The 25,229-nt window shown below is 68.9% G+C and carries 24 protein-coding genes and 3 tRNA genes; 17 read left to right on the forward strand and 10 right to left on the reverse strand.

The genetic code is table 11. The features are described 5' to 3' along the window. Positions 1 to 44: 44 nt before the first annotated feature. Entirely contained in the window at positions 45 to 1,307 is a 1,263-nt protein-coding gene (locus tag ACYVBN_RS00520) for a GNAT family N-acetyltransferase (RefSeq protein ID WP_460598878.1), read from the forward strand. Positions 1,308 to 1,331: 24 nt separating this feature from the next. Here ACYVBN_RS00520 and ACYVBN_RS00525 read toward each other — a convergent pair whose 3' ends face one another. Then, the gene (locus ACYVBN_RS00525; protein ID WP_460598879.1) at positions 1,332 to 3,239 is read right to left on the reverse strand and encodes an acyl-CoA dehydrogenase family protein; all 1,908 of its coding nucleotides are present in this window, start codon (positions 3,237 to 3,239) and stop codon (positions 1,332 to 1,334) included. After that, complete coding sequence (locus tag ACYVBN_RS00530) at positions 3,220 to 3,942, reverse strand: TetR/AcrR family transcriptional regulator (RefSeq protein WP_440281530.1); 723 nt, start codon at positions 3,940 to 3,942, stop codon at positions 3,220 to 3,222. The genes ACYVBN_RS00525 and ACYVBN_RS00530 overlap by 20 nt, the downstream gene beginning before the upstream one ends. 81 nt (positions 3,943 to 4,023) lie before the next feature. Here ACYVBN_RS00530 and ACYVBN_RS00535 point away from each other — a divergent pair, with 81 nt between their 5' ends. From ACYVBN_RS00535 to ACYVBN_RS00580, 10 genes are all read left to right on the forward strand, one after another. Further along, complete coding sequence (locus tag ACYVBN_RS00535; protein WP_460598880.1) at positions 4,024 to 5,325, forward strand: acetyl-CoA C-acyltransferase; 1,302 nt, start codon at positions 4,024 to 4,026, stop codon at positions 5,323 to 5,325. After that, positions 5,322 to 6,689, forward strand: a complete 1,368-nt coding sequence (locus tag ACYVBN_RS00540; protein WP_460598881.1) for a 3-oxoacyl-ACP reductase — start codon at positions 5,322 to 5,324, stop codon at positions 6,687 to 6,689. The genes ACYVBN_RS00535 and ACYVBN_RS00540 overlap by 4 nt, the downstream gene beginning before the upstream one ends. A 7-nt stretch (positions 6,690 to 6,696) precedes the next feature. Continuing rightward, complete coding sequence (locus ACYVBN_RS00545; RefSeq protein ID WP_460598882.1) at positions 6,697 to 7,557, forward strand: MaoC family dehydratase; 861 nt, start codon at positions 6,697 to 6,699, stop codon at positions 7,555 to 7,557. Positions 7,558 to 7,635: 78 nt separating this feature from the next. Continuing rightward, positions 7,636 to 7,708 (forward strand) — tRNA-Thr (locus ACYVBN_RS00550). A 28-nt stretch (positions 7,709 to 7,736) separates the two neighbouring features. Beyond that, a tRNA-Met gene (locus ACYVBN_RS00555) sits at positions 7,737 to 7,813 on the forward strand. Between the two features lie 42 nt (positions 7,814 to 7,855). Next, positions 7,856 to 8,026, forward strand: a complete 171-nt coding sequence (gene rpmG, locus ACYVBN_RS00560) for a 50S ribosomal protein L33 (protein WP_325550922.1) — start codon at positions 7,856 to 7,858, stop codon at positions 8,024 to 8,026. Positions 8,027 to 8,115: 89 nt separating this feature from the next. After that, positions 8,116 to 8,568, forward strand: a complete 453-nt coding sequence (locus tag ACYVBN_RS00565; protein ID WP_460598883.1) for a hotdog family protein — start codon at positions 8,116 to 8,118, stop codon at positions 8,566 to 8,568. After that, positions 8,565 to 8,972, forward strand: coding sequence for a MaoC family dehydratase (locus ACYVBN_RS00570; protein ID WP_460598884.1), 408 nt, complete (start codon positions 8,565 to 8,567; stop codon positions 8,970 to 8,972). Before ACYVBN_RS00565 ends, ACYVBN_RS00570 begins: the two co-directional genes overlap by 4 nt. Beyond that, positions 8,972 to 10,060 (forward strand): UDP-N-acetylmuramate dehydrogenase, encoded by a 1,089-nt coding sequence (locus ACYVBN_RS00575; protein WP_460598885.1) that lies wholly within the window; start codon positions 8,972 to 8,974, stop codon positions 10,058 to 10,060. Before ACYVBN_RS00570 ends, ACYVBN_RS00575 begins: the two co-directional genes overlap by 1 nt. 56 nt (positions 10,061 to 10,116) lie before the next feature. Then, positions 10,117 to 10,488: a hypothetical protein gene (locus ACYVBN_RS00580; RefSeq protein ID WP_460598886.1), complete on the forward strand. Its 372-nt coding sequence runs from the start codon at positions 10,117 to 10,119 to the stop codon at positions 10,486 to 10,488. A gap of 4 nt (positions 10,489 to 10,492) precedes the next feature. Here ACYVBN_RS00580 and ACYVBN_RS00585 read toward each other — a convergent pair whose 3' ends face one another. Together ACYVBN_RS00585 and ACYVBN_RS00590 are read right to left on the reverse strand one after the other, a co-directional pair. Further along, a complete protein-coding gene (locus ACYVBN_RS00585; RefSeq protein ID WP_460598887.1) occupies positions 10,493 to 11,539 on the reverse strand; it encodes an adenosine deaminase family protein in 1,047 nt (348 codons plus the stop codon). Between the two features lie 105 nt (positions 11,540 to 11,644). Next, entirely contained in the window at positions 11,645 to 13,411 is a 1,767-nt protein-coding gene (locus tag ACYVBN_RS00590) for an RICIN domain-containing protein (RefSeq protein WP_460598888.1), read from the reverse strand. 337 nt (positions 13,412 to 13,748) lie between these two features. Between ACYVBN_RS00590 and ACYVBN_RS00595 the strand changes: the two genes are divergently transcribed. The 5 genes from ACYVBN_RS00595 to rplA all read left to right on the forward strand — a co-directional run bounded on the left by ACYVBN_RS00595 (position 13,749) and on the right by rplA (position 16,904). Beyond that, positions 13,749 to 13,821, forward strand: a tRNA-Trp gene (locus ACYVBN_RS00595). Between the two features lie 39 nt (positions 13,822 to 13,860). Further along, on the forward strand, positions 13,861 to 14,103 hold the full coding sequence (secE, locus tag ACYVBN_RS00600; protein WP_440280974.1) for a preprotein translocase subunit SecE: 243 nt from the start codon (positions 13,861 to 13,863) through the stop codon (positions 14,101 to 14,103). A 565-nt stretch (positions 14,104 to 14,668) separates the two neighbouring features. Beyond that, positions 14,669 to 15,526 carry a transcription termination/antitermination protein NusG gene (gene nusG / locus ACYVBN_RS00605; protein WP_460599778.1) on the forward strand — a complete coding sequence of 286 codons (858 nt, stop codon included), beginning with the start codon at positions 14,669 to 14,671 and terminating at the stop codon, positions 15,524 to 15,526. Positions 15,527 to 15,690: 164 nt separating this feature from the next. After that, complete coding sequence (gene rplK / locus ACYVBN_RS00610; RefSeq protein ID WP_440280973.1) at positions 15,691 to 16,119, forward strand: 50S ribosomal protein L11; 429 nt, start codon at positions 15,691 to 15,693, stop codon at positions 16,117 to 16,119. Between the two features lie 68 nt (positions 16,120 to 16,187). After that, positions 16,188 to 16,904, forward strand: coding sequence for a 50S ribosomal protein L1 (rplA, locus tag ACYVBN_RS00615; protein ID WP_440280972.1), 717 nt, complete (start codon positions 16,188 to 16,190; stop codon positions 16,902 to 16,904). A gap of 85 nt (positions 16,905 to 16,989) precedes the next feature. Here the strand turns inward: rplA and ACYVBN_RS00620 are convergent, their stop codons facing one another. The 6 genes from ACYVBN_RS00620 to ACYVBN_RS00645 form a co-directional block, all read right to left on the reverse strand. Next, complete coding sequence (locus ACYVBN_RS00620) at positions 16,990 to 17,805, reverse strand: ABC transporter ATP-binding protein (protein WP_460598889.1); 816 nt, start codon at positions 17,803 to 17,805, stop codon at positions 16,990 to 16,992. Continuing rightward, positions 17,798 to 18,793, reverse strand: coding sequence for an ABC transporter ATP-binding protein (locus ACYVBN_RS00625; protein WP_460598890.1), 996 nt, complete (start codon positions 18,791 to 18,793; stop codon positions 17,798 to 17,800). The genes ACYVBN_RS00620 and ACYVBN_RS00625 overlap by 8 nt, the downstream gene beginning before the upstream one ends. Further along, positions 18,786 to 19,772: an ABC transporter permease gene (locus ACYVBN_RS00630; protein WP_460598891.1), complete on the reverse strand. Its 987-nt coding sequence runs from the start codon at positions 19,770 to 19,772 to the stop codon at positions 18,786 to 18,788. Before ACYVBN_RS00630 ends, ACYVBN_RS00625 begins: the two co-directional genes overlap by 8 nt. Further along, positions 19,769 to 20,701, reverse strand: coding sequence for an ABC transporter permease (locus ACYVBN_RS00635; RefSeq protein WP_460598892.1), 933 nt, complete (start codon positions 20,699 to 20,701; stop codon positions 19,769 to 19,771). Before ACYVBN_RS00635 ends, ACYVBN_RS00630 begins: the two co-directional genes overlap by 4 nt. Beyond that, positions 20,698 to 22,389, reverse strand: coding sequence for an ABC transporter substrate-binding protein (locus tag ACYVBN_RS00640; RefSeq protein WP_460598893.1), 1,692 nt, complete (start codon positions 22,387 to 22,389; stop codon positions 20,698 to 20,700). Before ACYVBN_RS00640 ends, ACYVBN_RS00635 begins: the two co-directional genes overlap by 4 nt. Before the next feature lie 185 nt (positions 22,390 to 22,574). Next, positions 22,575 to 24,005 carry an MFS transporter gene (locus tag ACYVBN_RS00645; protein ID WP_460598894.1) on the reverse strand — a complete coding sequence of 477 codons (1,431 nt, stop codon included), beginning with the start codon at positions 24,003 to 24,005 and terminating at the stop codon, positions 22,575 to 22,577. Between the two features lie 127 nt (positions 24,006 to 24,132). Between ACYVBN_RS00645 and ACYVBN_RS00650 the strand changes: the two genes are divergently transcribed. Continuing rightward, positions 24,133 to 24,924, forward strand: coding sequence for a MerR family transcriptional regulator (locus ACYVBN_RS00650; RefSeq protein WP_460598895.1), 792 nt, complete (start codon positions 24,133 to 24,135; stop codon positions 24,922 to 24,924). Positions 24,925 to 25,229: the final 305 nt, after the last annotated feature.

The following is a 25,229-nucleotide window of genomic DNA, read 5'->3' on the forward strand; positions in this document are numbered from 1 at the left end:
TAATCCGGTTGCGGCGGGTCCGCGAGTACGGCTTCATGGGTGGCATGGCAGATGTACACGTCGGCCCGGCTCGCGACGCCCGGCGGTTCCTCGACACCGACGAACTCGTGTGGTTCGCCGAGCCGTCGCGCGAGTCCCCGGAACGGACCCTGTCCGGCATACCGGAGGACCAACGGTTCGCCGCCGAGGTCGCGGACGGCGACCCGTCCTACTACGCGGGCGTTTACGGTGTCTACCCGCTGACCCTCACCGTGCCGGGACGAAGGCAGGCGCTGCAGCAACTGCCGGCGAGCGGACTCACCTTCGTCGGCGTGCACCCAGACGAACGTCGCCGAGGGGTCCTCACCGCGATGCTGCGCGACCACTTCGAGCGAGTGCGTGGTGGTGACTGGTCCGGATTGTCGGTGCTCCACGCGAGCGAGCCGGCAATCTATGGCAGGCACGGCTACGGAGTTGCGTCGCTGGAGACCCGGGTGACTCTGACCAGGCGTGCGACCCTCACCGCCCCGGGCCTCGAGCCGGACGCGTCGGCACTTCAGACCCGTCTGGTGGCAGCGGGCGGGCCGGGCGTCCCGGACCGCATGCGGGCCGCCGCACTGCACGCCGGTGCCCGCACGCTCGGCTCGGTCGTCCGGGAGGTCGAGGCCTACGCGATGTTCGGCCGCGATACGCCACAGACGCTGCGTGACAAGGAACCACAACGGATCCTGTTCGCGACACGTGACGGCAGCGATATCGGCTATGCCCGGTTCCGTCGCCAACAGAAGTGGGAGGACGGCCGACCCGACGGCACCGTGGAGGTCGGCGAACTGGTCGGTGACCCCGCGACCGAGCTCGCGCTGCTGCGGCGCCTGGTGGACCTCGACCTCACCTCCTCGGTCGTCCTCAACGGCCGTGGAGTCGATGACTCCGTCTTCGCGTGGGCAGGTGGAGACCGCAGCCTGCGCGGTCCCGTCTGGGACAGCCTGTGGATCCGGCTCGTCGACCTGCCGCTCGCCATGGCGCGGCGTGGGTATGCCGCCCCGGTCGACCTCGTGCTCGAGATCGAGGACGCCTCCTGTGCCTGGAATCAGGGCCGATGGCGGTTCACCGTCGACGAGGAGGGCGCCGGCCGCCTCGCGCGCACCGATGGCAGTCCCGATCTGCTGCTCGCCACGCAACTGCTGGCGAGCGCTTACCTGGGTTCGCGCAGTCTCGAGGCCGCGCGGGTCGCCGGGCTGCTGGACGAGCACCGCGCCGGGGCGGCCCGGGACCTCGACGCCGCCCTACGGATGCCGCTGGCCGCGGCCGCCGCCGTCGGCTTCTGATCGCGTCGAAGGCGACGACCTCCGTCAGCGCACGATCGGTGCGGTGATCAACTCCTCGGGCACACCGAGCGCGTCCACCAGCGTCGACACCTGGCCGCGCAGTTCCTGGCACAGGTCGTTGACCGAGGCGGTGACGGCGCGGCTGCGTGCGGTGGTGATCCGGCCGTGCTCGAGGAACCACGCCTTGTCCTGCTCGATGGACGAGAGGGCGTAAAGGATCAGCGTCCGCTCCAGCAGAGACTTCGCCGCGCCGTCCGGCATACCGTCCAGCGCCTCAACTGCCGACTCCAGGACGCACCGGTCGATGTGCGTGCGTGCCGCCAGCAGGACATGGTCCTGTGCATTGTTGAACAGCTCGAGAGCATTGTCCTTGGTCGCTTTCCGCAAGCGGCTGCCCAGCGTCTCCAGGACGTGGTCGGCCCGTTGCTCGAACATCGACGCCGCCCAGCCCAGGCTGTCGGTCGCCGAGTCGTCATCGCGCCCCGTCGCGGCGTCGACGAGCCGCTGGATCCCGGCGCGGCCGGCGGTGCGCTCGACGATGCGCTCGCCCACCTGGCCGGCGACCTTGCCGACCATGCCCGGCACGTCCAGGTCGCCCCACATCGCCTGGTAGTCGGTGAGCAGGCCCTTGGCCGCGAGCTGCAGCAGCACGGTGTTGTCACCCTCGAAGGTGGTGAACACGTCGACGTCCGCGCGCATCTGGGTCAGCTGGTTCTCGGCCATGTATCCCGCCCCGCCGCATGCTTCTCGGCAGGCCTGGATCGTGTCCAGTGCATGCCAGGTGGTGACCGCCTTCAGGCCGGCGACCCGCGACTCCAGCTCGCGCTGGCCCTCCACGTCGCGCTCGGCGTGTGCCGGGCCGCCCTGCAGCTCCTGCAGGCGTTCCGTGACGGCGTTCTGCGCGAAGCTGAGGGCGATCGACTTGGCCAGCCGCGGGAGCAGTTTGCGTTGGTGGGCGAGGTAATCCAGCACGACGATCTCGTCCTGGTCCTCCGCCGCCGCGAACTGCCGCCGCGTCGTTCCGTAGCGCAGCGCGATGGCCAGAGCCTTCTTCGCCGCCGCACCGGAACCGCCGCCCACGCACACCCGTCCGCGCACCAGCGTGCCGAGCATGGTGAAGAAGCGGCGGTTGGGATTGTCGATGTCGGAGACGTAAGCCCCGTCGTCGTCGATGTCGCCGAAAGCGCCCAGCAGATTGTCCTTCGGCACGCGGACCTTGTCGAAGGCGAAGGTGCCGTTGTCGACACCGGGCAGTCCGCCCTTGGCCCCGTTGTCGCCGATCGTCACGCCGGGCAACGGCTTCCCGGTGTCGTCGCGCACGGGCACCAGCACTGCATGTACGCCGTGCCGGCCGGCCCCAGTGACCAGTTGCGCGAAGACGACGGCCAGGCGAGCGTCACGCGCGGCGTTGCCGATGTAGGTCTTCACAGCGCTCTCGGTCGGTGTGTCAATGATGATTTCTCGGGTCGAATCGTCATACGTGGCAGTCGTTTCCAGGGCTTGGACGTTGCTGCCGTGGCCGACCTCGGTCATCGCGAACGATCCGAGCAACCGCCCGGTCATGATGTCCTCCAGGTATGCCGCGTGATGGCGACGCGTGCCCAGCCGCGCGACGGCACCGCCGAAGAGCCCGAACTGCACACCCGTCTTCACCAGCAGGGACAGGTCGCCGAAGGCTTGCATCTCGAACAGGACACACGAGGCGGCGTAGTCCAGCTCGCCGCCGAACTCGGCGGGGAAGCCGACCCGGCCGAACCCGAGGTCGGCGATCTTGCGCAACGCGTCGGTGGTGTGCGCGCGATGCTCCTCCGTCGTGAGCCCGGCCGGTGCGAGCATCAGCTCGGCCGGCAGCTCGGTCCGCGCCTTCCGGCGCAACTCGATCCAGCGGCCGTCGAGGACATCGCGCAGTTGGTCAGCGGTCCGGTCGGTCATGTCGTGCTCCTTCGGGTCGAGGACGGGTCGAGTCGGAGGTGAGGCCGAGGGCCCCGGTGAGGCCATCGGACGCGAATTCCGCCAGATGTCGGACCACGACGCCGCGTGGCGGCCGGTCGGGGTCGGCCAGCCAGCGGTCGGCCGACTCCCGGACGAATCCGATCAGTCCGTGCGCCCAGATGCGGGCGGCGTCGGTCGGTCGGCCGGCATCGCGCAGCGCCTCGGCGAAGATCGGCTGCAGCACGCCGGCGATGGTGTCGCTGATCCCGATGACCGGGTCGTCCTCGGGTGCGACGTTGAGAGCGGGTCGACGGACCACGAAGCGGTAGACCTCCGGATCCCGTTCCACCTGCACGAAATAGCTGTCGATGACCGCTTCGATCGTCGCACGCGCGTCGCCGGCCAGCGGCGCACCGCCCGCACCCTCCCCGGCGTGCGTCAGTGCCTGTTGCAGGTCGCCCAGCACGTTGCTGTCCACGCTCGCGCAGACCGCCAGGTAGAGACCGAGGCGATCACCGAAATGCCGGTAGATCACCGTCTTGCTGGTGCCGGCCTCGGCGGCGATCTCGTCCATGCCCACCGTGGCGCCGTGACTGCGGATCGCACGCAAGGCGGCATCGGTCAACTCTCGCCGGCGCTGCTCGCGATGCTCGGCCCAGCGGGCGTCGCGGCCGTCGACGCGTGGGGGATGGCGGGTGGTCATGCCTCAAGAGTATCCGAAACCTGCTGTACCTGCTACTCTCGGTATCGGTAAATATGTCCCTTGAACATGGGAGTTTCTTCGATGAGCTCTGCAACGAACGAGCGCAGCGTCCGTGACGTCTACGTCCTCGGCGGCAACCGCATCCCGTTCGTGCGGTCCGGCGGCAAATACCTCAAGGCGTCCAACCAGGACATGCTCACCTCGGCTCTGGACGGTCTGGTCTCGCGCTACGGGCTGGCCGGCGAACGGCTGGGCGAGGTGGCGGCAGGAGCAGTGCTGAAGCACTCGCGCGACTTCAACCTGACCCGCGAGTCGGTGCTCGGGTCCCATCTGTCGCCCACGACGCCGGCGTATGACGTGCAGCAGGCGTGCGGCACCGGCCTGGAGGCCGCAATCCTGGTCGCCAACAAGATCGCGCTCGGCCAGATCGACTCCGGCGTCGCCGGCGGCACCGACACGACCTCGGACGCCCCTCTCGCAGTGAATGATTCATTGCGGCGGACGCTGATGAAGGTCAACTACGCCAAGACACCGCAGCAACGGATCTCCGCGCTGACCAAGATCCGGCCGGGACAGCTCGCACCGGACCAGCCGACCAACGGCGAGCCCCGCACCGGTCTGTCGATGGGCGAGCACCAGGCGATCACCACCAAGGAATGGGGCATCACCCGGGAGGCGCAGGACGAGTTGGCGGCACTTAGCCATCGGAATCTCGCCGCGGCATACGATCGCGGCTTCTTCGACGACCTGGTGACGCCCTACCTCGGGGTGACCAAGGACAACAACCTGCGTCCCGACAGCACGCCCGAGAAGCTGGCCGAGCTGAAGCCGGTCTTCGGCAAGGGCGAGGACGCCACGATGACCGCCGGCAACTCGACGCCGCTGACCGACGGAGCCTCGGTGGTGCTGCTCGGCTCGAAGGAGTGGGCGGACGAACACCGCATCACGCCGCTCGCCCGGTTCGTCGACGCCGAGACCGCCGCCGTCGACTACGTGACCGGCGACGAGGGTCTGTTGATGGCTCCGCCCTACGCCATCGCCCGCATGCTGCAGCGCAACGGATTGTCGCTGCAGGACTTCGACTTCTACGAGTTCCACGAGGCCTTCGCCTCGACCGTGCTGTGTCATCTGGCCGCGCTGGAGAGCCCGGAGTTCTGCACGCAGAAGCTCGGACTGGACGAACCGCTCGGAGCGATCGACCGGAGCAAGCTCAACGTCAACGGATCCTCGCTCGCCGCAGGTCATCCCTTCGCCGCCACGGGCGGCCGGATCGTCGCGTCGACCGCGAAGATGTTGGCGCAGAAGGGCTCTGGCCGGGCACTCATCTCCATCTGCGCCGCGGGCGGCAACGGCGTCGTCGCAATCCTGGAGGCAGCACAGTGACCGACACCTACGCGAACCTCGTCAACAAGAACGCCTTCGGCAAGAAGGTGGCCGGCCAGTTCGGCCTGCCGCGACCGGAGATCCTGCGCCGTTATGAAGAAGGGCAGGACCTGCTCGCCGGCCCCGCCGCCGTCGGCGGCATCGGCGACGCACCGGTCGCCGCCTCGGCCACCGGCATCGTCAGGGCCTCCGGTGGCCAGGTCGTGCAGGCGTCGCCCGAGGCGACATACGACAGCAAGCTGGGCGCGATCGTCTTCGATGCCACAGCCGCCCGCACCCTCGACCAGCTGGACCAGCTGCGCGCCACCGTCGCGCCGGCCGTCAAGAAGCTCGGTCCGTCCGCCCGGCTGGTCGTGATCGGTACGACGCCGGCGCAGCTGGCGGACGCCGAGGCGGCCGCCACCCAGCAGGCACTGGAAGGCATCACCCGGTCGATCGGCAAGGAGATGCGCCGGGGCAGCACCGCCAACCTGCTGTGGGTCGACCAGGACGCACAGGGCGACTCCTCCGTCCTCGCCGCACCGTTGCGGTTCTTCCTGTCCGCCCGATCGGCATACGTCTCGGGCCAACCGGTCCGAGTGCGGGCTGCCGAGGTGCCGGACACGGCCGATTGGCGGCACCCGATGACCGGCCGCATCGCCGTCGTCACCGGTGCCGCCCGCGGCATCGGCGCGGAGATCGCCAAGGTCTTCGCCCGCGCCGGCGCGGAGCTCATCCTCGTCGATATCCCGGCGGCCGGCGAGTCGCTGAGCAAGGTCGCGAACACGCTCGGCGCGACCGCGCTGCAGCTCGACGTCACCGCCGCCGACGCGGGCGAGCGGATCGCCGAGGCAGTGGCGCGCAAGGGCGACACGCTGCACGTCATGGTGCACAACGCCGGCATCACCCGCGACAAGCTCTTCGTCAACACCGACGAAAGCCGTTGGGGCAGTGTGCTCGACGTCAACCTGCGCTCGCAGTTCCGCATCAACAAGACGCTGCTCGACCCGTCCGTCAAGGGCGGTCTGGCCGAGGGCGGCCGCATCATCGCGGTCGCCTCGATCAGCGGCATCGGCGGCAACCGCGGCCAGTCCAACTACGCGGCCTCCAAGGCCGGTGTCATCGGCATGGTGCGGCAACTGTCGCAGAACCTCGCCGACCGGGAGATCACCGTCAACGCGGTGGCACCGGGCTTCATCGAGACCGAGATGACGGCCAAGATCCCGTTCGCGACTCGCGAGGTCGGGCGCCGGCTCAACTCGCTGCTGCAGGGTGGCCGGCCGGTCGACGTCGGCGAGGCGATCGCGTTCTTCGCCGAGCCGGGCTCGTCCGGTGTGACCGGTCAGGTGCTGCGGGTGTGCGGCCAGAGCCAACTGGGTGCGTGAGTTCGGTATGACGAAAGTCGTGGAACTGCAAGGCCCCCCGAGCCTGCCGAAGATCTTCGCGCGCGCCGTCGCGACCTCCAGGACGCACCACGGCAAGAGCGGGCTGCCCGACCTGCAGGTGGTCCGACGCGGGGTGCAGGTCGATCCGGCGGCGCTCGCGGACTACGACCACGTGTGCGGCTTCCCCCTGCGGGACCAGCTGCCGGCGACCTACCTGCACAACCTGGTCTTCCCGTTGCAGGTCACGCTGTTCGCGGACAAGAGCTACCCCTACCCGTTGATGGGCAGTGTGCACCTGGACAACACCCTCACCGTCCACCGTCCCGTGCTGCTCGGGGAACCCCTCGACCTGTCGACGTGGGCCACCAACGCCCGGCCGCACCGCAGCGGCGTGCAGGTCGACGTGATGTCACGGGCGCACGTCGGCGACGAACTGGTGTGGGAGGGCTTGGCGACATACCTCTATCGCGGCCAGCGGGTCGAGGGCGACGTCCCCGACCGCACGCCGGACGTCGAGGCGCCGGACGGCGCGGGCATGATCTGGCGGCTGTCCGGCGACCTCGGCCGCCGGTTCGCCGCCGTCAGTGGTGACGTCAACCCGATCCACCTGCATGCGGTCACCGCCAAGGCGATGGGCTTCCCGACCACGATCGTGCACGGCATGTGGAGTCAGGCGGCGATGCTCGCCGCGATCGAGAACCGCCTGCCCGCCTCGTATGTCGCGAAGATGTCGTTCCGCAAGCCGGTGCTGATCCCGGGCACGGTGCGCCTGGTGGCGCGCGAGACCACCGGGTCCTGGCAGCTCGCGGTGCGCGACAACCGCAAGGCGACCGTCCTGGTCCGCGGGGAGGTTTCGCCGATTTCGTGATCGAAGAGGCTTTGAGGTAGCCTTTTCGCTGCGCTGCCCGGGCAGGGCGACAACATCGTCGCGCTCGGGTTGCAGCAGGCCCCTATAGCTCAGTCGGCAGAGCGTCTCCATGGTAAGGAGAAGGTCAACGGTTCGATTCCGTTTGGGGGCTCGCAGATGGATCGCCATCCATCCGTCGAGGCGGGGTAGCTCAGCTGGTTAGAGCGCACGACTCATAATCGTGAGGTCGCGGGATCGAGCCCCGCCCCCGCTACCAAGACAGACGCACCGAAGACAGAAACTCCGAGAGCAGGTTGCCGTGGCCAGCAAGAGCGCAGACATTCGCCCCAAGATCACCTTGGCGTGCACCGAGTGCAAAGAGCGCAACTACGTGACGAAGAAGAACCGTCGCAACAACCCCGATCGCGTGGAATTCAAGAAGTACTGCCCGCGTGACAAGAAGCACACCGTGCACCGCGAGACCCGCTGACCGCAGCTCGCCATACGCTCCACGAGCGCCCCGGACCGGCAACGGTCCCGGGGCGTTTTCGCGCCTATGACGACCAGTAGTCTGACGCCATGGCTGTGAACCCTGAGGTGGCCGGGCGGAGCTATCCGCCGTCCGCGCCGTATGTCGTGTCACGCGCGAAGATCGCCGAGTTCGCCAGGGCGGTGGGTGCGACCGACAAGGCGCACTTCGACCCCGACGTCGCCCGGTCACGGGGTTACGCCGACGTGATCGCGCCGCCGACGATGGCGGTGATGATCTCCCAGCAGGGTGACGCCAACGTGATGGCCGACCCGGAGGCCGGCATCGACTTCAGCCGGCTGGTGCACGGCGAGCAGGCATTCGAGCACCACCGGCCCCTGGCCGCCGGCGACGAGGTGCAGGCCACCACGACGATCGAGAAGGTCCGCCAGGCCGGTGGGCACTCGATGGTCACGATGGGCACCGAGATCACCACCGTGGACGGTGAGCTGGTGACGACCGCGACCTCGGTCGTCGTGATCCGAGGGGACGGCGAGGCATGAGCATCGAAGCAGGCACCGAGATTCCGTCGCGCACCATCCATGTCGATCGGGCCACGCTGGTCCGGTATGCCGGAGCCAGCGGCGACTTCAACACCATCCACTGGGACGAGCAGTTCGCCAAGTCCGTCGGCCTGCCCGACGTGATCGCGCACGGCATGTGGACCATGGGTGCCGCGATCCAGCCGGTCGTCGACTGGCTCGGCGACGCCGGACGGGTGACGTCATACAGCGTGCGGTTCAGCGCGCCGGTGCCGGTGCCGCACGACGGGGGAGCGGACATCGAGGTCGGCGCGACGGTCAAGTCCGTCGACGGCGACACCGCCACGATCGACCTGACCGCCACGTCCGGTGGGCAGAAAGTGCTGGTGCGCGCGCGGGCGACCGTCGCGCTGAAGCCCGCCTGATGCGCGAGGCGAACGACGTCGAGCTCGCACCGCTCACCACCATGCGGGTCGGCGGCCCGGCCGCCCGCCTCGTCGTCGCGGAGACGACCGACGAGATCGTCGACGTGGTGCGCGAGGTGGACGACGCCGACGAACCGCTGCTGGTGCTGTCCGGCGGATCCAACATGGTGATCGCGGACGAGGGCTTCCCGGGCACCGTGCTGCGGATCGCCAACGCGGGCATCGAGGTGGAGTCGGACGACGCCTGCGGGGGAGTGCACGTGCGGGTCGCCGCCGGGGAGGAGTGGGACGACCTCGTCGAACGGTGCTGCGACGAGGGCTGGTCCGGCATCGAGGCGCTGTCCGGCATACCCGGGCTCACCGGTGCGACCCCGGTGCAGAACGTCGGAGCCTACGGTCAGGAGGTCGCGCAGACCATCGCGTCGGTGCGCACCTGGGACCGACAGGAGCAGCAGGTGCGCACGTTCACCAACGCGGACTGCGAATTCGCCTACCGCCATTCACTGTTCAAGGGGTCGTCGTTCCGCGGCGGCGGGCGGTATGTCGTGCTGGACGTGCTCTTCGCACTGCGGCCGACCGAGTTGTCGCAGCCGGTGGCCTATACCGCGCTCGCGGACGGACTCGGCATTCAGATCGGTGAGCGGGTGCCGCTGGCCGACGCGCGCGAAGCGGTCCTGGAACAACGCCGACGGCGCGGCATGGTGCTCGACACCGACGACCACGACACGTGGTCGTGCGGGTCGTTCTTCACCAACCCGATCATCAGCGCTGCGGCATACGACGCCCTCGCGGCGGCCGCGGCCGAGCGCTTCGGCGCCGACGCGCCGCCCCCACCGCAGTGGCCCACAGACGGCACCGGCGTCAAGACGAGCGCCGCCTGGCTGATCCAGCACGCAGGCTTCGACAGGGGCTACGGCATGCCCGGGCCCGCGGCGCTGTCCGGCAAGCACCCACTGGCGATCACCAACCGCGGCGGCGCGACGGCGGGCGACGTCGCCGAGCTCGCGCGTGATGTGCGGGACGGCGTGCGGGCCGCGTTCGGCGTGACGCTGGTCAACGAGCCGATCTTCGTGGGTCACGAGCTCTGACCCTCGCATCCCAGCCGCCGGAGTGCCACGATGGAAGTGGCACTTGGGAGGTCGCGATGTGGCGGCTCGTCGAATACGTCGGTGCCTGCGTGGCACCCGCGGCGCTGCTGGTGGCTGCCGACAAGGCGGTGCGCTGGTGGGTCGCGCCGCGGACCCCGAAACACACCCCACGCACGCCGGCGTCCCGGGACATCGCCCGGCTCTCCTCCGACCTCACCCGCCTGTATGCCGAACTCGATGTGCTGCGCGACTCCAAGGCCGCCGCACGCGTGCACCGGTTGCGAGCGACCACCCTGGCGTACGACGACGTCCTGGAGTCCTGCTGCACCGCGTTGCAGGTGCGCGACGGTCTGCCACCACGGGAGTGGACCTCGGTCGAGCGGCTCGAGGTCGAGGCCACCCTCGAGGAGGCTGGGCTGCGCTGGTGAGCCGTCATTCGCGCGGGTGCGCCAGCCAGGCGTCGATGTCCTCGTATGCCGCTTTGCGGACGTCCGGCGGGGCGAACGACGCGTCCATCGACGAGCGCGCGAGCGCGGCAAGCTCACGGTCGGTGAAGCCGTGGTCGGTCCGCGCCGAACGGTATTGATCGGCCAGGCGGTTGCCGAACAACAGCGGGTCGTCGGCGCCGAGTGCGACCGTCGCGCCGGCATCCACGAGGGTGCGCAGCGGCACCTCCGCCGGCGTGCGGTAGACACCCAGCGCGACGTTGGAGCCCGGACAGACCTCCAGGGCGATGCCGGAGTCGACCACCCGGTTGAGCACCGAGCGCGACTCGACGGACCGCACCCCGTGGCCGAGTCGGTCCGGTTGCAACGACGCAACGGTCTCGTTGACCGCGGCGGGGCCGAGCAACTCGCCCGCGTGCGGCACCGCAGCCAGGCCGGCCTTGCGGGCGATCGCGAAGGCGGCGGCGAAATCGGCGGTGGTTCCACGGCGTTCGTCGTTGGACAGCCCGAAGCCGACCACCTGCCCGGGCTGGTCACCCGCGTGGTGCGCGGCGAGCCGGGCCAGCGCGCGAGCGTCCATCGGGTGCTTGAGCCGGGAGGCGGCCACGATCACGCCCACCCCGATCGGCAGGTCGGTGCTCGCCGCCCGTGCCTCGTCGAGCACGATCTCCAGCGCGGGCGTGATGCCGCCCAGCCCGGCGGCATACGACGTGGGATCGACCTGGATCTCCAGCCACCGCGAACCCTCGGCCACATCGTCCTCGGCTGCTTCGCGCACCAGCCGGCGCAGGTCCGACTCGTCCTTGACGCAGGCGCGGGCGGCGTCATACAACCGCTGGAACCGGAACCAGCCGCGCTCGTCACGGGCGGAGAGGGCGGGCGGCCAGTCGGCCAGCAGCGCCTCGGGCAACCGCACGTCGTGCTTGGCCGCCAGCTCCCGCAGCGTCGTGATGCGTAGCGACCCGGTGAAGTGCAGGTGCAGGTGTGCCTTCGGCAGGGCAAGGACCGAGCGGGCGCCCACGGGTTCCGGCATGCCCCGAACCTAGTAGACGCGATCGAGCGGACACACACCGAACGAGCGGACCAGAAAATCGCCCGGATTTTCTGGTCCGCTCGTGACGTTCCGTGTCCGCTCGGTTCAGCCGAGCGGCACGAAGCGCAGCTCCTGCGTGGCGGGTTTGCGCGCGGAACCGGCTGCCGACTTCGTGCCGGTCCAGTTCCGGTAGGGCTCGGTGCGGGCCGGGCTGCCCTTCCCGCCGCCCAGGTCCAGCACCAACCCGCTGTAGCGGTTGACCAGCCGGAACGCGTTGCCGCCCTTGCCCTGGGTGGCCTGGATGAACCACTGTTGGCCGGCGGTCGGCCCGTCGCCACCGACCGGTGAGAGTCCGGTCGTCGCGCCCCAGGCCCGCCCGGTCGTGGAGGTGTCATCGACGCCGAGCGCCAGGCCGGAGGACGCGTTGCGGACCGTGTAGGAACCGTCGTCGTTGGACCGGAATCGCCAATGTGTGGAGGCCGAGTTCCCCTGGGCGACAACGGTCTTGGAGCCGACCGCAGCCAGCGAGCCACCGGCTGCGAGCAGCCGGTAATCCTGCCCGGCCCGGACCGGTGACGTCGCGGGCTGGTCGCTGTCGATCGTGATGGTGGCGTAGTCACCGTCCGAGCCGTTGGCGCACGCGATGGAGCAGTAGCTGCGGAAGGTCTTGCCGACGGTGGTGCCCTGCGTCCTGCTGACCGGGTCGATCAACCAGCGATACCAGCTGCTGTTGGCGTATGCCGAACCCGTGTCGCCGACCAACGTCCACTTCGGGTGGGCGAGGTCGTCCGTGGCGTAGATGCGCTGCGGAGTGTTGTCGGACAGGCGTTCCGGCGTGCCGATGTACTTGCCGAGGTAGGCGTCGTAGGCGATGTTCAGGATGAACAGGTCGGAGTTCGGCGGCAGGGTGCCGGCCGCCTGCTGCTGCCGCCAGGTGCCCTTGGTGGTGGGGTCGTACTCCTTGTCCGGCGCGACATACCCGGTCGGCGAGCTGGCCGTCGAGACGACGCCGCTCTCCTTGCCGCCGACCCCGGGCTGGCGCCAGGCGCCGTCGTAGTACTTCTGCCAGGTGCCGGTCGCCATCTTGCCGCTGATCGGCGCGCGGGCGACGTGCTCGGTGAAGCCACCCCAGCTGCCGCCCTTGTCCACGATGCGCGAGCCGTAATAGACGTAGAAGTAGCCGGACTTCATGTCGACGAACAGGCGCGGATCGCCGTCGCCGTAGTAGTAGGTCTGCTCCGGGAACGCGTGGGTGTCACCGCGTTTCGTGCTGTACGGCGAGGTGATCGCGTGGCCCTTGATCTGCCACGTCGTGCCGTGGTCGGTGGACACGGCGTAGTCGATTGCGTCGTAGTGCAGTCCGTCATCGAACGGCCGTGGGGTGAATTCGTTGTGGACCAAGCCGATCCAGTTCCCGGTGTCCGGGTCGACCCAGGTGCCGACCAGGTCGCAGTAGTTCGCGAAGGAGTAACCGGTGGGTGTCGGGGTCGCCGTCGCCTCGCGGCCGGTCGGGCCGTTCAGGCAGCGCCATACGGTGTCGTCGTTGCGGTCCTGCGGGTTCGCCGGGTCCGCGGCCGTCGACAGCGCCTCGTCCTTGGTCGCGGTGTCCATGTCCTTGCCGGTGTAGAACTCCCACTCGTGCACGCTGTCGGCGCTGTAGAGGGAGGCGGACTGCTGGAAGTGGAAGGTGCCGTCGGCGTCGATGAACGGCGCGGCGGGGGTGTCGGTCGGATGGTTGTAGGCGCCGATCGTGCCGACATCGATCGTGTACGACGGCGCCTGCGGCGCGGCGCTCGCGCCCGGTGCGGCGGCGACGGTGGCCAGCGCGATGGCTGCCACTCCGGCGCTGCGCAGGGTCGTGGTCCGGTGCATGGGATGACCTCTTCTCTCGGCGAGCTGCGGCGGGGACGCGCAGCCTGGCCTTGTCGAGGCTAACGAGCAATTGACGTTAGGTGAGCGTTCGAGCGCAAAAACTTCATCAAGAATCAAAGTCGGATCCTGTGCGACCCTGTGCGAGGTCGGGGTGGGCCGTCGCTGACCGGCCGGCGGGCGGTGCCCGGCGGTGGCAGTCCGCGACCGCGGAACTCCGATGGAGCACGCACCGTTTTGTGAGGAGTGGGCCGGACACCGTATGCTTGACCCACCGATCAACCTCAGGCTGATGTGGCATGCCCGAAAGATGGCTTGTCGCGGTTGCGTGAGCGCTCGGAGGGCACTAGCTCAATTGGCAGAGCACCGGTCTCCAAAACCGGGGGTTGGGGGTTCAAGTCCCTCGTGCCCTGCACGACAGATTCACCAGAAGCAACGAGTCAGGAGTCACCGTGAGCACGAGCACCGCCTCGACGCGCGGCTCCGCCGACGAGAAGCCGCGGGGTGGCCCCCTCGGCAAGCTGGTGCTGTTCATCCGGCAGGTCATCGACGAGTTGCGCAAGGTGGTGCGGCCGACCCGTGACGAGCTGGTCAGCTACACCGTCGCGCTGGTCGTCTTCCTGGTGATCCTGATGGCTTACGTCGTCGGTTTGGACCAGCTGCTGGTGCACCTCGTCGACTGGGTCTTCGCCTGAGGCGTATGACGCCGCGGCGTCATACAGCGCCATACAGGCGTCCGGTACGACACGGAACATCAAGGAAAGCAGGGCAATGACTGGCGAGCTGGACCCGCAGGAGGCTGCGGCGCTGGACGCGACGCGCGCCGAGGACGAGGCATGGGACGCCGACCTGAAGGCTGAGGACGGCCAGGCCGTCGACGCTCTCGTGCTCGCGCACGACGAGGACGTCGACGCACCGGCGGACGACATCCGCGAGGCCATCGAGGACCAGATCGATGCCGCCGACGGTGACAGCGACACCGAGCAGGCACTGGAGATCGCCCGTGACGGTGCCGACCCGGAGGACCCGGCCGAACTCGACGCCATCCACCGCACCGAGACCGACGTCGAGGACGACGGCGACGACTTCGACCCGGACGCAGCCGAGGCCGGTGACGACCCGCAGGCGGAGGCCGAGATCGCCGAGGCAGACGACGACACGGCCGCCGAGGCCGACGCCGAGCGTGACGAGGCAGAGGTCGACGGCGCCGAGGGCGACGAGGAGGCCGAGGCCGGTGACGACCCGCAGGCGGAGGCCGAGATCGCCGAGGCAGACGACGACACGGCCGCCGAGGCCGACGCCGAGCGTGACGAGGCAGAGGTCGACGGCGCCGAGGGCGACGAGGAGGCCGAGGCCGAGGTCGCCGGCGAGGCCGCCGACCTCGGCGAGGACGTCGCCGGCGACGACACCGGGGACAGCACCGACGAGGACAGCGCCGACGGGGACAGCACCGACGAGGACAGCACCGACGAGGCTCCCGCGCTGAGCGCCGACGAGCAACGTGCCGCCTTCATCGCCGACCTCAAGATGCAGTTCGGCGAGTGGTATGTCGTGCACTCCTACGCCGGCTACGAGAAGCGCGTCAAGGCCAACCTCGAGACCCGCATGACCAGCCTCAACATGGAGGACTACATCTTCCAGGTCGAGGTTCCCATGGAGGAGTTCACCGAGATCAAGAACTCCCAGCGCAAGACCGGCACCCGCGTGCGGATGCCCGGATACGTGCTGGTGCGCATGGACCTCACCGACGAGAGCTGGGGCGCGGTGCGCCACACCCCGGGTGTGACCGGTTTCGTGGGCAATGCCCACCAGCCGTCGCCGCTGTCGATCGACGAGGTCGTGACGATGCTCAACCCGGTCTTCGAGGAGCCGGCCGGCGCGACCGAGTCGGGTGCTCCTGCGGCCGGTGGTGCGGCCAAGCCCGGCAAGACCGCGGCGAGCGCGGACGTCGATTTCGAGGTCGGCGAGTCCGTCACCGTCATGGAGGGCCCGTTCGAGACTCTGCCCGCGTCGATCTCCGAGATCAACACCGACACCCAGAAGCTCAAGGTGTTGGTGTCCATCTTCGGCCGGGAGACCCCGGTCGAGCTGTCGTTCAACCAGGTCGCCAAAATCTAAACCCGACGAAGTTTCTCCCCCGCTTCGCTCCTCCGAATACTTCGCGGGGGCCCCGAACGGGAAGCGGTGGAGCGATAAGGAAAGAACCCTGACCGGGACTGCCGGCTCAGGACAATGCAACCGGGTCATCGCCCACGGCGTAGGCCCACGAGAAGGAATAGAGCATGCCTCCCAAGAAGAAGGTCGCCGGCTTCATCAAGCTGCAGATCCAGGCCGGCCAGGCGACCCCTGCCCCGCCTGTCGGTCCCGCGCTCGGTCAGCACGGCGTCAACATCATGGAGTTCGTCAAGGCGTACAACGACGCCACGGCGGACAAGCGCGGCAACGTCATCCCGGTGGAGATCACGGTCTACGAGGACCGCTCCTTCACCTTCATCACCAAGACCCCGCCGGCCGCCGAGCTGATCAAGAAGGCCGCCGGTGTCGCCAAGGGTTCCGGTGAGCCGCACAAGAACAAGGTCGGCAAGCTGACCAAGGACCAGGTCCGTGAGATCGCCACGGAGAAGATGGCCGACCTCAACGCCCACGACGTGGAGCAGGCCTCGCGCATCATCGCCGGCACTGCACGCTCGATGGGCATCGAGACCGAGTAACACCACCAACACACACCGTGGATGGGCCAGCTTCGGCCCGCACAACCACAACCCCGAAGGGAAACCAGATGAAGCACAGCAAGAACTACCGCGCAGCGGCGGAGCAGATCGACAAGAGCAAGGTCTACGCGCCGCTGGAGGCCGTGCGTCTGGCCAAGGCCGGTGCCAAGACCAAGTACGACTCGACCGTCGAGGTCGCGTTCCGTCTCGGCGTCGACCCGCGCAAGGCCGACCAGATGGTCCGCGGCACCGTCAACCTGCCCAACGGCACTGGTAAGACCGCCCGCGTGCTGGTCTTCGCCAACGGTGACAAGGCTGCCGCCGCGGAGGCCGCGGGTGCGGACTTCGTCGGTTCGGACGAGCTGCTCGACAAGGTCGCCGGCGGCTGGACCGACTTCGACGCGGTCGTTGCCACGCCCGACCTGATGGGCAAGGTGGGTCGTCTCGGTAAGGTCCTGGGTCCGCGCGGTCTGATGCCGAACCCGAAGACCGGCACCGTCACGATGGACGTCGCCAAGGCCGTCTCCGACATCAAGGGCGGCAAGATCGAGTTCCGCGTCGACAAGCACTCCAACCTGCACTTCATCATCGGCAAGGTCTCCTTCGACGAGAAGGCCCTGATCGAGAACTACGGTGCGGCGCTGGAGGAGATCCTGCGTCTGAAGCCGGCCGCTTCGAAGGGCCGCTACATCTCCAAGGCGACGATGTCGACCACGATGGGCCCGGGCATCCCGCTCGATGCCTCCGTCACGCGCAACCTGATGGGTGAGGACGCCGACGCCTGATCGTCGCTCTCCCGCCATACGCACGCGGCCGTCGTCCCCCGGGGACGGCGGCCGTTTGCGTATGGCGCGCAGCCGTCGCATCCCGTCATTCGGTGGATGTCGGCAAGGGGCGGCGCCGACGGTGCGGGTCCGGCACCGGCACGGCCGCCAGCAAGGAGCGCGTGTAGGGGTCCTGCGGATCGTCGTAGATCTGCGCGACCGGGCCGGACTCGACCAGCCGGCCCTGCTGCATCACAGCCACCCGGTCGGCGATGCCGCGCACGACCGCCAGATCGTGAGAGACCACCAGCAGGGCGAGGCCGCGTTCGTCGCGGAGATCTCCGAGCAGGTTGAGGATCTGCGCCCGGATGGACACATCCAGCGCCGACACCGGCTCGTCGGCGATGATCATCCGCGGTTGCGTCGCCAAGGCACGCGCGATGCCGATGCGCTGACGCTGGCCGCCGGAGAACTGGTGCGGGTAACGGTCCAGGTGCTCCGGCTCCAGACCGACCGACGTGACGAGATCTTCCAATGCCTGTCGATCACGGGGGAGACCGTGGTTGCGCAGCGGCCCGGAGACGATGCGTGCGACCGTCTGGCGGGGGTTGAGCGAGGTGTAGGGGTCCTGGAAGACGACGCTCAGTTCCCGCCGGAGGGTGCGCAGTCCCCGGCCGCGCAGCTGCGTCACATCGTTGCCGTCGAAAAGGATCCGGCCGGACGTTGGGTCCGTCAGCCGCAGCGCCAGGCGGGACAGCGTCGACTTGCCCGAGCCGGACTCGCCGACGAGTGCGACCGTCTCACCGGGCGCGACATCGAGCGAAACGTCCTGCACCGCATGCGTTTCCGCCCCCGGCCGGAAGGCCGAGCGGCTGCGGAACGTCTTGCTGACGTTGCGCAGGCTCAACAGGGGCTCAGTCATGGGGCAGCTCCCGCTCGGCGGTGTAGTGGCAGGCGGCACGGTGCTGGTCGCTGCCCGGCCGCGGGTCCAGCGGCGGGCGCTGCGTGCGGCAGGCGTCGCCCACCGCGGCGGCGAACGCGCACCGCGGGTGGAACGGACAGCCGCCCGGCAGGTTGGTGCCCGACGCCGGCACGCCGGGTATGGCGGCCAGTCTGCCGGGAGCCTCCAGGTTCGGGGTCGCCTGCAGCAGGGCCCGCGTGTAGGGGTGCGCCGGACGGTCGAAGATGTCCAGGACGCTGCCCGATTCGACGATCCGGCCGGCATACATGACGGCGATCCGGTCGGCGGTCTCGGCGACGACGCCGAGGTCGTGGGTGATGAGCACCAGCGCCATACCGAGATCGTCGGTGAGCCCGGTGAGCAGATCGAGCACCTGCCGCTGGACGGTGACATCCAGAGCAGTGGTGGGCTCGTCGGCGATCAGGATCGCGGGTTCGTTGACGATCGCCATGGCGATCATCGCGCGTTGCCGCATGCCGCCACTGAACTCGTGCGGGTAGTCGTCGACGCGGCGCTGCGGCTCCCGGATGCCGACCCGTCCGAGCACTTCGACGGCACGCTTGCGCGCGGTCGCGCGATCCACGTGATGGTGCAACCGGTAGGCGTCGCTGATCTGTCGGCCGATGGTCCGGAAAGGGTTCAGCGACGCCAAGGCGTCCTGGAAGACCATTGCGATCGTGCTGCCGCGCAACGCGACTCGTCGCTTCTCCGGCATGGCATTGAGGTCCGCGCCCTCGATCAGGACGCTGCCGTCCACGGTGGCCGACTCGGGCAGCAGGCCGATGGATGCCAGTGCCGTCGCGGACTTGCCCGAGCCGGACTCGCCCACGACGGCCAGCACCTGACCCGGGTAGGCGTCCAGCGTCACACCGTTGACCGCGGCGACGGGGCCGGACGAGCCGCGGAAGGTGACCCGCAGGTCACGCAGGCGTAGAGCGGGACTAACCACGGCGCACCCTCGGATCGATGGAGCCTTGGACGACGTCGACGATCAGGTTGCCGACGATGATCAGCGCAGCGCCGAAAAGTGCTGTGCCGACGACGATCCCGAGATCATGGGAGGAGACGCCACCGATCAGCAGGTCACCGATGCCGTGCATGCTGAACACCCGCTCGGTGAAGATCGACCCGCTCAGCAGCATGGCCAGATCGAGGCCGAACAGCGTGGTGATCGGCACCCACACGCCGCGGCGCGCGGTGCGGCGCACGGTGCGCCGGTTCGCACCGGTGGCGCGCTGGGCGAGCAAATGATCGGAGCCGAGTTCGTCGAGCATCTGGTTGCGGGCGAACCGTGCGTAACCCGCTGCGTTGATCAGCCCGATGACGCACCAGGGCAGGATCAGGTGCCAGGCCCAGTCCACCGGGCTCTGGGTCAGTGGCACGTAACCGGACACCGGCACCATGTTCAGCTGGAAACCGAACAGCAGGATCCCCAACAGCCCCAACAGGTATGCCGGGGTCGCGACCAGGAACAACGAACCGCCGCGCACCATCGCATCCGGCCAACGGCCGCGGAAGATCGCGGCGAGCGGCCCGAGCGTCATACCCACGAGGAGGGAGACGGCGGCACCACCCAGGGCGATCGACGCGGTGACCGGCAGGCGGGACCAAATCAGGCTGGTGACCGACTGCCGCTGGTCGAAGGAGAAGCCGAAGCAGGGCGCGGAACAGTGCGCAGCCTCGGCGCCCGTGCCGTACGTGCGGCCGACGAACAGCCCCTTGAGGAAGTCCAGCCACTGCACGAAGGCGCTGTGGTCGGTGCCCATGAAGTGCTTCACCTGCGCGAGCCGCTCCGGCTGGCAAGGCTTTCCACACATGACCCGGGCGGGGTCGGACGGGCCGCTGTAGAACAGCATGAAGACGCAGAAGGAGATCGCGAGCAACACCAGTAGCGAGACCAGCAACCGCCGGGCGAGGTAGGAGGTCATCGCGCGTTCTCCTCGGCACGCACGTCGAAGGCATCCCGCAGGGCGTCGCCGAGCAGGGTCGCGCCCAGCACGATGAGCAGCAGGACGACCGACGGGAAGATGAGGTAGCCGGCATCGGCGCCGGTGTAGGTCCAGGTGATGGACGAGCCGATGAGCACACCCAGGTCCGGGGTGTCGGCGCCGATGCCGACCCCGAGGAAGCTGAGTCCGGCGGACACCGCCACGGTCGCCGGGAAACTCAGCGCGACCACGACAGCGAGCGTGCCGACCAGGTTGGGCAGGAGTTCCCCGCCGAACACCCGGTGCAACGGCGTGCCGGAAGCCTTTGCTGCGTCGATGAATTCACGGGCCGCCAGTTGTTTGGTCTGGGTGTGGATCAATCGCGCGGTGCTCACCCAACCGAATGCGGCCAGCACGACGGCCAGGACCACGGGTTTGGGGATGTCGGCCGGCACGATCAGTTGCAGCGCGATCAGGAACAGCAGCGTGGGGAAGCCGAACATGAAGTCCACGAACCGGCCCAGTGTCGCTTCGAACCAGCCGCCGAGATAGCCCATCGCCATACCGACGGCGGCACCGATGATGACCGACACGATGGTGGCCGCCAGGGCGATCAGGATCGTGGTGCGCAACCCGTAGACCACCAGCGCGAACAGGTCGCGACCGGTGCCCGGCTCGACCCCGAACCAGTGGGCGCCGCTCACCCCGCCGAAGGTGCCGATCGGGTTGCCGCCGTTGTTGCCGTCGACGAGCTCGCCGTGGAAATCACTCGGGTTCTGCCCCTCCAGGGCGGTCAGCAACGGAGCGCAGAAGCCGGCCACGATGACCGCCAGCAGGGCGAGCGCCCCGATCCGGCCGCCACCGGACCGCATGGTCCGGTGGACGGCGGCGCTGATCGGGGAGCGGCTGCGCGCAACCGCGGTCGTCACTTGCGCAGGCCCTGGACCAGCACGTTCGGGTAGGTCGGGAAGGTCGGGATGTAGGTGCCCGTGACGTTGCTGCCGTTGAGGTAGGCCTGGTGCGAGTAGTAGAGCGGCACGGCCGGTGCCTGCTGCATGATCTGCTTGTCGATCGCCGCCCAGGCGGCGTCGGCCCCGGCCGGGTCGGTGATGCCGGTCGCCTTGTTGATCGCGGCATCCACGGCCGGGTCGTTGAATTTCGACAGGTTGAAGTTGCCGCCGCCGATCTGGTTGGACGCGAACACCGGCTGCAGTTGCGCGTAGGCACCCGGGTAGTCGGCCTGCCAGCCGGAGATCGTCAGGTCGAAGTTGTTGCCCTGCGAGACGGTCGCCAGCCAGGTGTCGCTGTCCTTGCCGGCCAGCTTGACGTTGATGCCGATCTTCTTCAGGTCCGCCTTGATCGACGCGGCCTGCTTGGCCTCCTGCGGTGTGGTCGAGTCGTAGACCAGGGTGAGGGTCGGCACCTTGGTGTTGCCGAGCAGCTGCTTGGCCTTGGCGATGTCACCGGTGGCCGGGGCGGGGTAGAGGTCGAACTTCTGGTAGCCCTGGACTCCCGGCGGGATCAGCGTGGTCGCGAGCGACCCGGCATACGTCGGGCCGCCTGCGATCGTCTGCAACGACTTCTTGTCGATCGCGTACTGGAGTGCCTTGCGGACGTTCAGGTTCTTCAGGCCCGGCCGGCTGGTGTTGATCGCGAGGAATTCCTCGGCACCGGAGGGGGAGACGGTCGTGCGCGCCTTCACCGCCGGATCGGAGTTGATCTTCGGCACGATCGCGGCGGTCACCGCGACACCGGCGCCGTTCTTGTCGTCGCCCTGATCGTCGACCATGCGCTGGGCGAGCGTGTCGGGGTCCAGGCCCATCTCGTAGACGACCTGGTCCGGCGCACCCAGGCGCACCGGGTCGGAGCTCTTCTGCCAGTGCGGGTTTCGCTTGAGCGTCACCTTGGAACCGACGGTGTATGACGCCACCTGGTAGGGGCCGGACGACGGCGGGGTGTGGTCGTATGCCGGAATGCCCATCCCGGCCTTGGCGGGGATCGGGGCGAAGGCCGGCATCGAGGCGACCCAGCCCCAGTCGGCGAACGGCCGGACCAGGTGGAAGACGATGGTGTTCTTGTCCGGCGTCTGGATGGAGTCCAGCTGCTTGCCCTTGGCCGGACCCTGGTATTTCTCGCCGCCGACCAGCAGCGCCTTGTGATAGCTCAAGCCGCCCTGCAGCTGCGGGTCGAAGCTGCGCTCGATGCCGAACTTGATGTCCTGTGCGGTGATGACACTGCCGTCGGCGTACTTCTGGCCCGACTTGAGCCGGTAGGTCCACGTCCTGCCGCCGTCGGACGGCGTGCCGGTGGTGGTCGCCAGGTCCGGCACGAGCTGGGTGTCGCCGTTGGGGGACGTTTTCCACGTCGTCAGGCCGCGCACGATCAGGTGGATCGAGCTGGTGCCGAGGTTCTGGCTCTTGGCCGGATCGAAGTGGATCTCCTTGCTGGAGGAGTATTCGTAGAGCGTGCCGCCCTTGGCCGGTGCGGCCGTCGCGCCGTGCCCGCCGGTCGAGGCGCCGGTGGAGGAGGAGCCATGGGAGTTGGCGTTGCAGGACGCCAGCGCCAGGCTGCCGGCGAGTGCGGTGACGGCGATGAGTGATGCGCGACGACGGGACATGTCGACCTTTCGGGAAGGACCAGGGGGTGCCAGGAAGTTATCGACATACTAGGTGCGCGTTATGACAATGACCTCCGTGGGGTACGCACCGCACGAGGGAGCGCAGCGTGCGACGCGCGCGAACTCCTCTGAGCCTAGTGCGAATCCAGCTGTCGATGGCGTATGGCGCCCGCCGGATCCGGCCGTCAGGCACGCCGGCGGAGAGACGCAGTCACACCGGCCAAGGCGAGCAACCCGGTGACGCCCATCAGGTAGCACAGCCCGTGTTCGAAGGCGATCCGCGGACCCTGCCCGGCGGCCCCGAAGAACACGATCCCGATCAACGCGACACCGACGGTGTTGCCGATCTGTTGCACGGCCGACAGCGTGCCGGACAGCGATGCTGCCTCTGCCGGAGCGACCGAGGACATCACGGTGGCGATCTGGCTGGTCAGGCAGATGCCCATGCCGACACCGGTGAGCACCAGTCCGGGGGCGAGCCACAACACACCAGCGCCGGGGGCGTCGGCGACCACGACGGCGGTGAGCGCATGGCCGGCCAGGCACAGTCCGGCACCGGCGACGCCCGCACGGGCGCCCAGTCGTCCGGACAGCTGCTCGGCGCGCGCCGTGCCGACCAGGTACGCCACCGCGAGGAAGGTGAACATCGCACCCGACTCCAGGGCGCTGAGTCCGCGGCCGCCCTGCAGGTAGATCGCCAGCACCAGGAAGTAGGACGCCATACCGAGGAAGAGCAGGGTCTGCAAGGCCAGTCCGGCGCGCAGCGTCGCCGAGCCGCGCAGCACCACGCCGAGCATCGGCTCCTCGCCCCGTCGCAGCAGCGTCCGGCAACGCATCACCAGCACAGCCGCCAGCACCACCGAGCCGGCCAGGCAGACCCAGGTCCACGCCGGCCACCCGAGCCGCCGGCCTTCGAGCAGCGGCAACAGCACGGCGGTGAGGGCGCCGGTGGCCAGGATTGTCTCGAGGGCGTCGAGCCGGGGCGGGCGGTCCGGCCGGGTCGCCGGCAGCTGCCGTACGAGCGCGAGTATGGCGCCTCCGACCGGCACGTTGACCAGGAAGATCGAGCGCCAGCCGAGACCGAGGACGTCCAGCTGGATGAGCGCGCCACCGATGAGCTGGCCGCTCGCGGCGGCGAGCCCCATCACGGTCGAGTAGGCGCCGATCGCACGCACCCTCGCGGGGCCCTGGTAGATCTCGCCGATCAGCGCGAGCACCATCGGCGTGATGAGCGCACCGCCGACACCCTGCACGATGCGGGCGCCGGTGAGCGCGAGGATCGACGGTGCCAGTCCGCAGGCAGCCGAGGCGGCGGTGAAGAGCATCAGTCCCCAGCCGAAGATGCGCCGTCGGCCCCACCGGTCACCGGCTCGTGCGCCGGCCAGCAGCAGTCCGCCGTAGGTGAGCCCGAAACCGGCGATCACCCACTCGAGCCCCGTGTCGTCGGTGTGCAGATCCTGCTGCATCGCCGGCAGTGCGACGTTGACGATGAAGAAGTCGAGGACGACCACGAAGACTCCCGCCAGCAGGGCCGCGAGCGGCCGCCAATCGGCAGGTGCCTTCGGACTGTTCTGTGCAGGAGGGGTTTTCGATGTGCGGCGACTGGAGCGCGGCACCGGGTCGTTGTGGTCATGTCTCCGTTGTCCGGCCTCCTGCAAGGGGAGAGTCCAGCGCTGCGGCGGAAGCGGGTGTCATTCCGGTGGCATTGACCCTCCCGTTGCGGGAGGGTCTTGCCTTGTGCACATGACAGAGCTGCTCAGCATCGGTGACTTCTCGAAGATGACCTTCCTCAGCGTCAAGGCGCTGCGGCATTACCACGATGTCGGGCTGTTGGCTCCGGCGCAGATCGACCCGCATTCCGGCTATCGCTACTACCGCCCCCAGCAGGTGGGTGACGCACAGCTGATCCGTCGGCTGCGGGAGCTCGACCTGCCGGTCGAGGCCGTTCGCCGGGTGGTCGCCGCACCGGATCCGGCCGTACGCGACGCGATCATCGCCGAGCATCTGGACCGGATGACCGAGCAGTTGCGCCGGACCCAGGACACCGTCGACTCGCTGCGGCGCATCCTGCGGGACGACCAACCCGCCCTGGAGGTGACGACGGTGACCGAGCCGGAGGTATCGGCGCTGGTCGTGCGCGAGCGGGTCACCGCGGATGCCGCGATGGCATGGTGGGTCGACACGTTCACCGCACTGCATCGCAGGTTGCGGCTCAACCACGGGCAGCGCACCGGCCCGGACGGCGTCGTCTTCCCGACGGCGTACTTCACCGAGGGCGTCGCGGATCTGGTGGCCTACCTGCCTGTTGCGCCCGGCACCCGGGGCGCCGAACAGATCGCCGGAGGCGCGCTCGCGGTCACCTCGTACGACGGGCCGTTCGTCGATCTCGATCACGCGTATGGCGTGCTCGGGCGATCGGTGACCGAGCGGGCCGTGGCCGCCGATGGTCCCGTCCGTGAGCGCTACCTGCCGCGCGGCGCTGCCGCGGACCTGCTCGATCACACGACCCTCGTGTGCTGGCCGGTCGGCGACTGAGCCTGTCGCCGATTTGCTCCGCGGTCGCCGCGAACCGTATTCTTGAGCCACCGAAGACCGCCGGTTGTCCACGTGCCCCGGCACGTGACCGAAGGTTCCGCACTCGAGCGGGCGACCAGCGCAGGTGAACGCAGGCAGCACGATCGCGCCATACCTCGCGTATGGCGCCCGATCGCATGTGAGCCCCGGACATCTGTGCCGGGGCTCTTTTTCGTGTGCCGGATCCTCCGCGGTGGCCCCTCGGAAGACCCGCGACGAACATTCACCAATGGATGATCGTCGGGACGAACATTCACCGATCAAGG

The sequence above is a fragment of the Flexivirga lutea genome (genome assembly GCF_054778955.1).